The sequence below is a fragment of the Rhizobium sp. NFACC06-2 genome (assembly GCF_900101425.1).
GTDB lineage: Bacteria > Pseudomonadota > Alphaproteobacteria > Rhizobiales > Rhizobiaceae > Agrobacterium > Agrobacterium leguminum.
The window spans coordinates 1-12,798 of the sequence record NZ_FMVA01000023.1 but is presented as its reverse complement, the minus strand read 5'-3'; the positions used below and the strand labels follow the sequence as shown (position 1 = coordinate 12,798).

Genomic DNA, 12,798 nt, shown 5'->3' with positions numbered 1-12,798 from the left:
CTCTGATTGTCGATGGTGGCAGGAGGTTAGGCGGCAGGCAGAGGCTAAGGAAGACAGGTCTTTCTATTTCTATTGAAACTATAGAAAATATATCCAATTGACCGCTGCCGTTTAAATACCGGCGGAGGCTTTACCAGTCAGGTGACCAGCCGAGGCTCGGGGCGACGGTCCCGGCAAGGTCGGTCAGCAGCCGGATATTCTCGGCGAGGCCGAAGGCCGGCGGCAGGAAGAGAACGATCTCGTCGGCCGCGGCGAGCCCGGGATCACTGAGCACTGCTTCGATTACCTGGTCCGGTGTGCCGTGGAAGACCGGCGAGATCTGGCTTCCCGGCGGCTGGTTGGTCCGCGAGCTCGGCTCGAGAGCGCCCTTCGGCCGCGATGCGGCGATACCCTGAGTACGGCGCTCGAGATCATAGGCTGCATATTTCTCCCGCAGTTCCGGCGTCGTGCCAACCAGGACCGAAGCCGCCGCGGCGACGGGCGGCGGCTCGCTTGTCCGCTGCTTTCGCCACGTGGATCGGAAGGCCTCGATGCAACGGGCCTGATAGTTTCCGAAGCTCTCACCCTCGGCGTGGTCGTGCTGTACGGTTCCGGCGATCAACCCGATGCCGAGTTCGGCGGCCTGGATCGCCGACCCGAGGCTGGCGGAACCTTGGCGGATGCGCGAGCGGAGGGTCGGGCTGTGCGGCGTCACCCTCAGTTGGCTGCCTTGCGCAGCACCCTGGCCGGGTTCTGTGACGGTGTGCAGAACCTCACCGGAGATCGCGGACAGAAAACGCGCCTGACGGCTTTTGGCTTCCGTCCGGGCGTCGGTTTCGACCGTGCCGAAGACAGCATCGAACGCAGCGTTCGAACCGGTCGAGATTGCCAGTTCCAACCTGCCGCCGATCAGAAGGTCGGTCGTGCTTGCGGCTTCTGCCAGAAGAATGGGGTCCTGATAGCGCATCGGAATGACGGCCGAACCCAGCACGATATGGCTGGTATGCTGACCTGCCGCGGCAAAGAAGGGCAGTGGCGAGGACAGATAGTGGTCGAAATGCCGCTGATAGGCCCAGGCCGACTGGTAGCCCAGACGTTCGGCCGCCTTGAAAAGCTCGATGCCCTCCCGCAAACCGTGGGCGGGGCCGGTTTCATCGTTGAATGAGACGCGCGTGTTGAACCCGAGCCGCTTCTTCGGACGGAATGACGCGGACTGCGCCGGTGCGGGGGCGATGACGGTCATGCGATCTTTTCCTCGTTGAAGATCTGCCGGTGCTGCAGGGGTTGGGTGCGCGCAAGACGCGCGGCCCCTGATGGGATCGATTCCAGCAGCGAGCGGGTGTAGGGCTGGCGGGGTGTGTCAAAGATCTCTCCGACAGTCCCGTGCTCCACGATGCGGCCGCGCTGCATGACTGAGACCGTGTGGGCAAGCTGGCGCACCAGCGCCAGATCATGCGACACGAAGATATAGGTGAGGCCGAGCTTGACCTGCAGCGACAGCAGCACTTCGACGATGTCGGCCTGGACGCTGACGTCGAGCGCCGAAGTAGGCTCGTCAAGCACGATCACATCGGGTTTCAGGACAAGCGACCGGGCAATGGCAACACGCTGGCGCTGGCCGCCCGACAAGGCGGTAGGCTTGCGGGACAAGAGATGCTCTCCCAATCCGACTTCCGTAAACGCCCTGCGGACGGCGAGTGCCCGTTCCTGATCGGTCCCGATCTTGAAGCGGTCCAGCGGCTCGCGCACGATTTTCTCGACGTTCCAGGTCGGATCGAGCGATGTGAAGGGGTTCTGGTAGACAAGCTGCAGGTGCCGCCAGACAGAGCGAAGCTGCTCGGGTGACCGGCCGTTCACCTGTTCGCCGCCGACAGAGATCTTCCCGGTATCGGGTTGCTCCAGCCCGAGCAAAAGCCGGATCGCCGTTGTCTTGCCGGATCCGGATTCACCCACCAGCGCATGCGTCGTTCCCGCCTGAACGTCGAACGAGACGTCGTTGACGGCGGTCAGAACCTTGCCGTCGACCGTGAAGCTCTTCGTTACGCCGCGGACCTCGATCTTCGGTGTCCTCTCGCGCCTGGCGCCGAGGTGCCGGAAACCAGGCTCTCGCAACGGCCGGTACCGGTCCGGGTTGAGTGCCGGCACATCGCCATGGAGCTTTCTGGCGTAGGACGAGGAAGGGGCGGAGAATACCGTAGCGGTACTGCCGGCTTCCTGGATGGCGCCGTCCTTGAGGACGACAATCGAATCCGCGCGCTCCGCTGCAATCGCCAGGTCATGGGTGATCAGCAGAAGACTGATCTGCAGCTCCTCCCGCAACTTCGACAACAGGTCGAGAATACGCTTCTGGATCGTCACATCGAGTGCGGAGGTCGGCTCGTCCGCGACCAGCAGTGACGGTCGCGGCAGAACGGCGAGACCGATCAGCACGCGCTGGAGCATGCCGCCGGAAAGTTGATGCGGATAGGATTCGTAGACACGCTGCGGATTGTCGAGCCCGACCTGCGCAAATGTCTCCAGAACAATTGCCTTGCGAAGCGCCTTATCCGGTTCGTCCAGAAGTGCGGCAGCTTCCATCGCCTGCGCGCCGATGGTGCGCACCGGGTTCAGGGAATTGCCCGGATCCTGCGGCACGAAGCCGATCCTGCGTCCCCTGAACGGGCGGAAGCGGCGCTCCGGAAGCCCCAGAAGCTCCTGGCCATCGAATTCGACGCTGCCCATGGCGTGTCCCGTTGCGGGAAGCAGCCGCAGGACGGCGCGGGCGATGGTCGATTTTCCGGATCCGGATTCGCCGATCAGCGCGAGACTTTTGCCGCGTCCAAGCTCGAAGCCGACATCGGACACGACCCTGTGGGTGCCGTAGGCCACCGACAATCCCTTGACCCGCAGCAACGGGGAGGACGGGTGGTTCAAAAACGTGGTCAGTCTGTCTTGCGGAGCCATCGGCTGATCCTGTTTACAGAGAGAACGGTTGCGATCGTGACAAGGGCCGGGGCGTAAACCAGCCAGGGCCATTTGAGGTAATCCTTGCCGATCGAGATCAGCAGGCCCCAATCGGAAGCAGGCGGCGGGTCGCCGTAGCCAAGGAAGGCAAGGCTGGCGATGACCAGAATGGAATCGCCGAACTGCAGGACGGCAAGCGGCAGCACCGATCGCGATGCATTCGGAAGCACGTGACGCCAAAGAATGTGCCAGCGCGATCCGCCGAGCAGGAAGGACGATTCGACGAATGTTGCAGCCCGTGTCTTGATGACTTCGGAGCGCATCACCCGGGCAAAAAGGGCGACGGCGGAGACACCCGTCGCGATTGCCGCATTCGTTGTGTCGAAACCGATTGCGGTGACGACGATGACGGCAAGCAGGAATTTGGGGATGGCCAGCAACACATCGACGAGACGGGCAAAGGCCGTGTCCACCCAGCCGCCGAAGAAGCCGGCCAGCAGTCCGATAACCCCGCCTGCGACGACGCCGATGACGACCGCGATCAGTGCGCTCGCCACCGATGAGGCCGTGCCATAGACGACACGTGCATAGAGGTCGCGGCCGAGATGATCAGTTCCGAACCAGTGTGCCGCACTTGGGCCGAGCAGCTTTTGAGCGGGTGTGCCGTTCACCGGATCGTAGTGGGTAAACAGCCAAGGCGCCAAAGACCAGCCGATCGCCAGAGCAACGACCAGGAACGAAAGGATGACGACAGGCTGCACGCGCAGGCCCGTCAGACAGCCGATCGCCGTCGCGCGCGGGGTGGAGGAAACAGAGGCGATCGTCATGGGGTCACCGCCTTGGAGATGGGAAGAGAACTGTCGTCAGCGGTCGTCGGGCGGCGTGCTTGCCCACCGAGAAGTTTGACGCGCGGATCAAGGAGCGGATAGGCGAGGTCGGCGATCAGGTTGACGACAACAAAGACCACCGCCGCGAGCGAGACGACCGCCTGCAGAACCGGCAGGTCCTGCGTGCTGACCGACCGCTGCACCAGGCTGCCGAGCCCGTTTCGGCCAAACACCGTCTCGGTGATCAGGGAGCCCCCGAGCAATTCTCCGATCGTCAAAGCGACGACCGTGATGACCGGGAGTGATGAGGGCTTGAGCAGGTGCATGACGAAGAGACGCATCTGGCCGAGCCCGCGTCCGCGTGCGACGGCGGCATAGTCCTGGCCGGATTCGTGGTCGAGATTGGCAACCAGGACTTCGGCGATCTGTGCCGAGATCGGAATGCCGAGGGCGATCGCTGCAAAAAGCGTCGCCCAGAAGCTGTCGGGCTCGATGACGCGAAAGATGCCGAGTTGAAAACCGAAGAGGTGGATCAGCACGAGGCCGATCACGAAGTTCGGAACAGACAGGAACAGCGACGGGAAGCCGCGCAGCAGTCCCTGGCCGAGCCGCCGGGGCAGAAATTGCGTGCCGTAGGCAATGATCGCCGCCAGGACAAGAGAGACGGCGAGGCCAGCAGAGGCAAGCACCAGCGTCGACGGCAGAACCTCCGCGATCAGCGTCGCGACCGGCCGGTTGGTCCGCATCGACAGACCGAGATCGCCGGTCACGAAGCCGGAAAAGGCGTTCCAGAGCTGTACGGGAATCGGCTTGTCCAAGCCCTGCGCAGCGATGATCTCCTTGATCTCATCCGGCGTGAAGCCGTTTTGCGGGTTGTTCAAGACGTTGGTAATCGGGTCGCCGGGCAGGATGCTGACGACCACAAAGGTGAAGACATAAGACAGCAGGATCACGACGATCGCCTGCAGCAACCGCTTTGCGGCATAGTTGAAATAGGCTTTGCTCATGCCCAACACCTCTGCGTCTGTTGAATGGCCGGGCTATTCGCTCTTGGTCGCCGTGTAGTAGCTGGCATAGGCGACGCCATTGTAGACCTCGCCCTTGAGGTCCGGCGACTGCACGTAGACGCGCTGGACGATCTGTGTTCGCGGAATGAAATAACCCTGGTCGAGGACGTATTTCTGCAGCTCGTCGAGAAGCGGTTTGCGGGCTTCGATGGAGCCGGCGCCGGCGATCTTGTCGCGCAGGTCGTTGAGGGTCTTGTCGCTCTCGTCGAGTGCAAACCAGTTCTCGCCATTGTTGGCGTTGGTCAGAATGCTGGCGACGGTGCCGGCGTCGATGAAGGAGCGCGTCACCTCATAGGCGGGCACTCCGGCGCCGCCATACTTGACCTTCTGGCCGAAGGTGACGACGTCATAGGCGCGGATATCGACCTTCCAGCCGATCTTGCCGAGTTGCTGCGAAATCAGTTCATCAATCGATTTCGATGTCGCAAGGTAGGGGTTCGAGTTCAGCGTCAGCAACAGCGGCTTGCCATCCTTGACACGGATGCCGCCCGGCCCCTTTTTCCAGCCAGCCTCGTCCAGAAGCTTCTCAGCCTTTTCAGGATTGTAGGCGAGCAGGGCGCTCTGGTCGGTCGCGCCTGGAACGTTGCTCTGGATGAACGACGTCGCAAGCTTCCAGTCGGGCGTATAGACGGTGTCGATGATTTCCTGGCGATTGATGCTGGCCTGAAGCGCCTGGCGAACCTTCACGTCGTCATAGGGAGCAAGCTTGGTGTTGATCGCCCAACCGTTGACGAATCCGAGATAGCGGGGCGTCGCCACCGTGAGGCCTTCCGACTTGAGTGATTCAAGCTCCTGAGGCGACGCGTTGTAGGCGACGTCTGCCTGGCCGGACTGGACTGCCGCAACGCGCAGCGACGGTTCGGAAACGAGCTTGTAGGTGATCGTATCGAGATGGGCGGGGCCGGTCTGGCCGACCGCTGCCGGCCCCCAATTGTAATCCTTGCGCTTGGCGAGCTTGACGTAGTCGCCTTCCTTCCAGGACACGACGACATAAGGGCCGCTGCCGGAGGTTTTGCTCAGGTCCGCCTGCGCGCTCGCCGACGAGGCGATGGTCTTCGGGGAGATGAGAATCGAACCGTGGTAGCCGAGAGTCGGGATGAAGCCCAGGGTCGGCTTCTTGAAGAAGACCTTCACGGTTGTCGCATTGACGGCCTCGGCATGATCATAGGTCTTGGGGAACAGGCCGATCGGATTGATGCCCTCGCTCTTGCGCCCGGCAAACCAGATGTCGAGATTGGCAACGACGGCTGCCGCATCGAGCGGGCTGCCATCGGAGAAGGTCACGCCGCTCTTCAGATGCAGGGTGAATTCGGTCGCATTGTCGTTCTGTTCCCAGCGCTCGGCGATCCACGGGCTGACCTTGCCCTCGGCATCGACATAGATAAGCTTGTCGGTGACATGGCCCCAGATATGACCCTGAAAGCTGGAGATCGCGCTGTTGTTGGGAATCCAGGTGTCGCCCAGCGAGTCGATCAGGAAGACGACGTCTCCGCCATCCTCAGCCAATGCCGGAGTTACATTCGCTGTTGCGACCAGAGTGGCAAATGCCAGGGCTGAGGTGGCGGTCAGCAGACCACGCCGGGAAAGAAGAAGGCGGAAAGAGCGGTCGTTCATGAAGCGGTCCTGTTTGGTTGCCGGGCTGATTGTGAACAGGAGCCTACGGGAGCCGGTCGATTTCGAGAAAGACTGGCTGTTCTTTTTCTATCGAATTAGTAGATTATTTTACCGGCGTAATCGGAAGCATGAGGATCATGATTTCCCACGATTGACCGCCCGACGGGCGTGATTGTGCGATGGCGTTCTACCCCGGAATAAACGCCATTCCGCCGAGAATGCGCACGGGCGGCAGTTCACCGGTAAAGCGCTCGACATCGACCGTCGTCAACTGGCCCGTGGAGCCCTGGGCGAGCTGAGACGTCCCGGCATCACGGGTGAGGATGTTCGGGTTGCCGTGAATGCACATAGCCATCTCGGCCTCCGCGTCATCAGGCTCGAACCACGCGCCGGTGGCGAGCTGCATGACGCCCGGCCTTACATCTGCACTGATGACTGCAGCCGCCAGGCAGCTGCCGCGGGCGTTGAATAACCTAACGATGTCCCGGTCAGAGATGCCGCGCTCCGCAGCATCGGCCGGGTTTATGCGCACCGGTTCCCGGCCGCCGATCTTGGTCGAACGGCTGAAATCACCATAATCGAGCTGGCTGTGAAGGCGCGAGTGCGGCTGGTTACAGACGAGGTAAAGGGGATAGTGATTCTCCCCGGTCTTTGTCCCTGGGACGGGTCCATACCAGCGCGGATGGCCGCGGCAATCGTCATAACCAAAGCTCTCTATCGTTTCAGAGAAGATCTCGATCTTGCCCGATGGCGTCGGCAGCGGATTGGCGTCGGGATCGGCCCGGAATGCGCGCGCAGGGCCGCCATCGTCAGGCTTCACCGTTAGTTGCAGTTCGCCTTCCTCCCAGAACGTTTCGAAATCCGGCGCCGGGTGACCAGCGGCGGCGAGTGCCGCCCGCGTTGTCTCGAAGAGGAAGGCAAGCCACTCGCGGCTCGAACGGTTCTCGGTGAATTCGCTGCGCTTGCCGAGGCGCTCTGCGATATCCGCAAAGATATCGTAGTCGTCGCGTGCTTCGCCGACCGGCTCGATCAGCTTTTTCATGGCGATCATCATCGGATCGCGGTCGGCGGCACCGATATCGTCGCGCTCAAGCGTCGTGGTCGCTGGCAGGACGATATCGGCGTGGCGTGCCGAGGACGTCCAGGCCGTTTCGTGTACGATAATCGTCTCCGGCGTCTTGAACGCCTGGCGAAGCCTGTTGAGATCCTGATGGTGATGGAACGGGTTGCCGCCGGCCCAATAGACGAGGCGGATGTCGGGATAGCGCAGAGCCTGGCCATTGTAGTTGAACGGTTCGCCCGGCTTCAGCAGCATGTCGGCGATCCGTGCGACGGGAATGAAATCCGGCACCGGATTGTGGAACTGCTTGAGCGTCGGAAGGGGAACGGCAAGCTGACTTTTGCCGATGTTGCCGAGGGCGCCGAGCGAATAGGAAAAGCCGCCGCCATCCAAACCCATCTGTCCGAGCATGGCCGCCAGGACGATCCCCATCCAGACAGGCTGTTCGCCATAGTCGGCGCGTTGCAAGGAATGGCTGACGGTGATCAGCGTTCGGGCCTTCGCCATGCGCCGCGCCAGATCCACGATCGTCTCGGCAGCGATGCCGCAGATGCCCGCTGCCCATTGCGGGCTCTTCTCGACGCCATCCTCGCGGCCCAGCAGATAATCCTCGAAGCGCGGATAGCCGACCGTATAGCGGTCGAGAAATTCCCGATCATGCCGCCCCTCGTTGACGAGGACGAAGGCGATTGCGAGCATAAGCGCGACATCGGTTCCGGGGGTGACCGGCAGCCATTCCGCATCGAGATCGGCGGCAATATCATCCTTGAGCGGGCTGATGAGGACGAAGCGCGCACCGCGCGCTCGGGCACCGCTCAAGGCAGGGCGCACGACGTGCCGGCTGATGCCGCCGCCATGGACATCGGTGTTCTTGACCGCCATGCCGCCGAAGGCAACGATCAGTTCGCTGCTGCGCTCGATCGCCTCCCAGGTGACGCTCTTTCTGTCGAAGGTATCGTAAGGGCCGAGCACATGCGGAATGATGACCATCGCCGCGCCCGAACTATAGGTATTGACCGATCTGACATATCCGCCGAGCACGTTGAGGAAGCGGTGGATCTGGCTTTGGGCGTGGTGAAACCGGCCTGCGCTGGACCAGCCATACGAGCCGCCGAAGATGGCCTGCGGTCCGGCTTCGGCGCGAACGCGGCGAAGCTCATTGGCGACAAGATCGAGCGCTTCCGGCCAGGTGACCTCGACATAACCGTCGCTCCCGCGCTTGTCGGCATTGTCGGGCCGCCCTTCAAGCCAGCCGCGCCTGATGGCCGGGCGCCGGATGCGGGCGGGGCTATGGGCAATTGCGGGCAAATTGCCCAGCAGAGGAGATGGGTGAGGGTCGGCGGGATGCGGACGGATTTCGAGCGCTTTGCCATGATGTCTTCCAAAGAATGCGCCCCAATGCGAGCTGTGGGGGTTGAAGCCGTCCATCACACAGTCTCCCGTCAACAAGGGTGATAAGATCGGCAACACTCACACCGGCAGGATCTTGCCCGGGTTCATGATGCCCTGGGGATCGATGGCTTGCTTCAGCAGGGCCATCAGCTCGACGGCATCTCCGTGTTCCTGACGCAGATAGCCGATCTTGCCGGTGCCGACGCCGTGCTCGCCGGTCGACGTGCCGCCGACGGAGATTGCCTGTTCCACCATCTTCTTGTTGATGGCGGCGACCTCGGCAAGCTCCGCCTTGTTCTCGGGATCCACGGCGAAGACCACGTGATAGTTGCCGTCGCCGACATGGCCGAGAATGGCAGCCGGAACACTGCAGTTTTGCAACAGTGCGCGTGTCATCAAAATGCAGCCGCTGAGTTCCGACACCGGAACGCAGACATCGGATGACCAGCCCTTGGCATTCTGTCTCTGCGAGACGACTGCGTAGAAGGCGTTATGCCGGGCCTTCCAAAGGCGATTTCGCTCCTCCGGCGCATTGGCCCATTCGAAATCCTTGCCACCGTGATCCTTCACGATGTCCGCAACCAGCTCGACCTGTTCCTGAACCGAGGCAGGAGACCCGTGGAATTCGAAGGCGAGCGTGTCTTCGATCTTGAGTGAGAGGCCGGAATAGGCGTTGGCGGCGGCTATCAGGCCGCGATCCATCAGCTCCATCCGCGCGACGGGGATGGCAAGCTGCACGATGGCGATCGCGGCGCCGACCGCCTGCTCCACGCTCTCGAACGAGCAGAGGGCCGCCGAAATGGTTTCCGGAACGCCCTGGAGCCGCAAGGTCACTTCGGTGATGATGCCGAGCGTGCCCTCCGAACCGACGAAGAGGCGGGTGAGGTCATAGCCGGCAGACGATTTGCGCGCCCGTCCGCCGGTGCGAATGACCTGACCGGTCGGCAGCACGACAGTCAGCGACAGCACGTTCTCGCGCATGGTGCCGTAGCGAACGGCGTTGGTGCCCGATGCCCGGGTCGCCGCCATGCCGCCAATCGAGGCGTTGGCGCCCGGGTCGATCGGGAAGAACAAGCCCTGGTCGCGCAGGTGCGCGTTGAGCTGTTCGCGTGTGACGCCGGCCTGGACGGTGCAGTCGAGATCCTCGGCGCTGACACGAATGATCTGCGACATTTGCGAAAGATCGATCGACACGCCGCCGCGCACTGCGGTCAGATGCCCCTCGAGTGAGGTTCCCGCCCCGAAGGCGATGACCGGCACGCCTGCCGCGGCGCAAAGCCGGACGGCTTCGGCGACATCGTCAGTGCTTTGCGCGAATACGACTGCATCCGGGATTACCGGCGTGTGATGGGATTCGCCGCGGCCGTGCTGCTCGCGCAGGGTCTGCGAGATCGAGAAGCGATCGCCGAACTTCGCCAGCAATTGGCCCGATAGCTCACCGGATAGGATGCCCATCTTTCACGTCCCTCTTTAGATGTTGACCATGCCAGCCGAAATCGCGCCATGCCGCCACGATCAGGCACGAATGCCAATTGACAGGCAGCAAGTCCTGCCAGGCGAGCTGTCAGACGGCGATCTTGTCACCGTTCAGGTGGCGCTCAAGGAATGGCAGGCTATCCTGCCCCCAGTAGAGTTCGCCTTCGTAACGAAACGTCGGTAGGCCGAAGACGCCGGCGTTCTTGGCGTTTTCGATGTTCGATCTCCAGATCGATTGGGTGGCCTCGGCCTGAGCGCGTTGTTCCAGCTTTGCCCCGTCGATCCCTACAGAATCAGCGATCGCCTGACGCACCTCGCTCCGGCCGATATCCGCCGCGTCCGTCCAGAATGCCGTCTGTAGAGCGCGCGTGAGCTCGAGCCAATCCAGGCCATCCTCGATGGCCGCGATGACCATAAAGCCGGCGGGCGTGGGATCGGACAGGGCAGCGCGATTATCGAAATTCAGCGTCTTGCCGCGCAGGACCGCCCAGCGCTTCAGGTCCTTCGTCCAGTAGGCGCGCCGCGCTTCAGGCCGGTTGCGGGAATAGATACCGCCGTTGTCCTCGATTACCGAGATGAGATGTGGTCGGATCGACGCTCCATGTTTCAGTGCGAGTTCCGAAAATGCATCAATACCAATGAAGGACCAAGGTGAACCGATGCCGAAGAAGTAGTCTATCACCTTTGTCATGCTCTGCCTTTTTCAGCGGTCTTGATCGAAGAAATTGCGGCGTCGAATACGAAGAGGGCGCAGTCCCTGGCGGTCGTTACAGCCTGGGGATCGCGCCGGACTGCAACTGTCGCCAGCGCACCCTCGTAGAGAAGGGAAAGATGAGCGGCCGGCTGGGCGGTCTCGACACCCGCCCTTTCCATCAGGGCGCGAAACATCCGGCTGACGGCCGCCTTGTGGGCACGCGCGACAGTAACAACGCGTTCTGAATCACCGTGCTCGGCCACTGCCAGGGCGAACGCACACCCGCGAAATTCGGGGCTGTCCGCCTTGTCATGCAGCCGGTCGAAAATGAGATTGAGCTGTTCCCGCGGCTGCGGGACTTCGTTCAGGACCTCTTCCAGTGAGTGGATGACCCGCTCGTGACGGTCCTGGAGATAGGCCGCCACAAGAAGATCTTTGGATGGAAAATGCCGATAAAGAGTCGCCTTGGCGACCTTTGTCTCCTCGATGATGCGGTCGATGCCGACAGCGCGGATGCCCTCACGATAGAAGAGCGCGCCGGCCGACGCGAGGATATTATCTGAAATGGAAGCTTTCATCGAACTGCTTAGTTGGAGCTCATCTGACGCTGCATGCCATGAGATGACATCGCAGCCGGACGCGTTTTAGAGACGCAATGCCTTTCGAGAAAGACAGGTCATTCCTCTTCTGCCAAATTTACGGGAATTTTTTTGCGTCTTGGCTTTTCGGCATTTTTGTTTTTCCAGCTGCGCGGCCGGTGGAACGGGGCGCCGGTTCGGATCCTTTCAAGAGCTTAAGGTGCAGATATCGGCCCTGAGCGGACATAATGGGAACGGTGGATTCAGGAGCTACGGCTTTCGTCTGAAGAACTGTGAAGGCGAACTTCCAAACAAATTTGCGACATGCATCTTACAAAGGGTTGCGCGAGATCCACAATGCCGCTGTTTATGACCTCAACTGAGCAAAGGGTTTCAGTGCGTCGGCGAGGTCTTAAATTTTTTCGGCTGGTGCTCTTGAATCCTAAATTCTCAAAAACCAAATCGATTGCCGCCAACCGCTGATAAAAGGGCTGGCCTTGCTGGGAGCGCCGCCTTTCGGCGCTTCCGTACCCATGTTGCTTCAAGGAGGATATGGCTATGGCAACATCTTACGACTACGCACCTCTCTTCCGCTCCAGCGTCGGCTTCGACCGGGTGTTCAATCTTCTCGAAAACGCTCAGCGCGCCCGTTCGATCAGCGACTGGCCGCCCTATGACATCGTCAAGATCGGTGATGACAGCTACCGGATTTCGATCGCGGTCGCAGGTTTTGCCCAGGATGATCTCGACATCACCTTCCAGTCCAATCTGCTGACGGTCACTGGCAAGAAGCAGGAGACGGCATCCGAAGGTTATCTGCATCGCGGCATTGCCGGCCGTCCGTTCGAACACCGGTTCGAGCTTGCCGACCATGTCAGGGTGAATGGTGCCGATTTGAACAATGGTCTTCTGTCGATCAATCTCGTTCGTGAGATCCCCGAGGCCTTGAAGCCGCGGAAGATCGACATCCAGACCCAGCCGGCCCTCGTGCAGTCGACCGCCCCGGTGCAGATCGAAGCGCCAAAGGCCGCCTGACCGAAACTGCGGAGAAGGGGCGTCGCGGGCAGCGGCGCCCGTTAACATCACGGGTTGGGAAGGAGAGAGACAATGAAACCCGATATGTTCAGACAACCAGTTACCATCCTTGTCGGCCTCGGCTTCCCGGCTG

The 12,798-nt window shown here is 61.4% G+C and carries 10 protein-coding genes; 1 reads left to right on the top strand and 9 read right to left on the bottom strand.

Annotated features, from left to right (window positions below; all coding sequences use genetic code 11):
- Nucleotides 1-130: 130 nt before the first annotated feature.
- From F3H58_RS25000 to F3H58_RS24960, 9 genes are all read right to left on the bottom strand, one after another.
- Nucleotides 131-1,222, bottom strand: coding sequence for an LLM class flavin-dependent oxidoreductase (locus tag F3H58_RS25000; RefSeq protein WP_149744156.1), 1,092 nt, complete (start codon nucleotides 1,220-1,222; stop codon nucleotides 131-133).
- Nucleotides 1,219-2,922: an ABC transporter ATP-binding protein gene (locus tag F3H58_RS24995; RefSeq protein ID WP_149744155.1), complete on the bottom strand. Its 1,704-nt coding sequence runs from the start codon at nucleotides 2,920-2,922 to the stop codon at nucleotides 1,219-1,221. Before F3H58_RS24995 ends, F3H58_RS25000 begins: the two co-directional genes overlap by 4 nt.
- Nucleotides 2,901-3,749, bottom strand: coding sequence for an ABC transporter permease (locus tag F3H58_RS24990; RefSeq protein WP_149744154.1), 849 nt, complete (start codon nucleotides 3,747-3,749; stop codon nucleotides 2,901-2,903). The genes F3H58_RS24995 and F3H58_RS24990 overlap by 22 nt, the downstream gene beginning before the upstream one ends.
- Complete coding sequence (locus F3H58_RS24985; protein ID WP_149744153.1) at nucleotides 3,746-4,756, bottom strand: ABC transporter permease; 1,011 nt, start codon at nucleotides 4,754-4,756, stop codon at nucleotides 3,746-3,748. The genes F3H58_RS24990 and F3H58_RS24985 overlap by 4 nt, the downstream gene beginning before the upstream one ends.
- A gap of 33 nt (nucleotides 4,757-4,789) precedes the next feature.
- On the bottom strand, nucleotides 4,790-6,430 hold the full coding sequence (locus F3H58_RS24980) for an ABC transporter substrate-binding protein (RefSeq protein ID WP_149744152.1): 1,641 nt from the start codon (nucleotides 6,428-6,430) through the stop codon (nucleotides 4,790-4,792).
- Nucleotides 6,431-6,617: 187 nt separating this feature from the next.
- Entirely contained in the window at nucleotides 6,618-8,918 is a 2,301-nt protein-coding gene (locus F3H58_RS24975) for a molybdopterin guanine dinucleotide-containing S/N-oxide reductase (RefSeq protein ID WP_149744151.1), read from the bottom strand.
- Nucleotides 8,919-8,960: 42 nt separating this feature from the next.
- Nucleotides 8,961-10,337, bottom strand: coding sequence for an FAD-binding oxidoreductase (locus F3H58_RS24970; RefSeq protein WP_149744150.1), 1,377 nt, complete (start codon nucleotides 10,335-10,337; stop codon nucleotides 8,961-8,963).
- Between the two features lie 109 nt (nucleotides 10,338-10,446).
- On the bottom strand, nucleotides 10,447-11,049 hold the full coding sequence (locus tag F3H58_RS24965) for a 2-hydroxychromene-2-carboxylate isomerase (protein WP_149744149.1): 603 nt from the start codon (nucleotides 11,047-11,049) through the stop codon (nucleotides 10,447-10,449).
- The gene (locus F3H58_RS24960) at nucleotides 11,046-11,630 is read right to left on the bottom strand and encodes a TetR/AcrR family transcriptional regulator (RefSeq protein WP_149744148.1); all 585 of its coding nucleotides are present in this window, start codon (nucleotides 11,628-11,630) and stop codon (nucleotides 11,046-11,048) included. Before F3H58_RS24960 ends, F3H58_RS24965 begins: the two co-directional genes overlap by 4 nt.
- 558 nt (nucleotides 11,631-12,188) lie before the next feature.
- Between F3H58_RS24960 and F3H58_RS24955 the strand changes: the two genes are divergently transcribed.
- Nucleotides 12,189-12,665 carry an Hsp20 family protein gene (locus F3H58_RS24955; RefSeq protein ID WP_149744147.1) on the top strand — a complete coding sequence of 159 codons (477 nt, stop codon included), beginning with the start codon at nucleotides 12,189-12,191 and terminating at the stop codon, nucleotides 12,663-12,665.
- The last annotated feature ends 133 nt before the right edge of the window (nucleotides 12,666-12,798 follow it).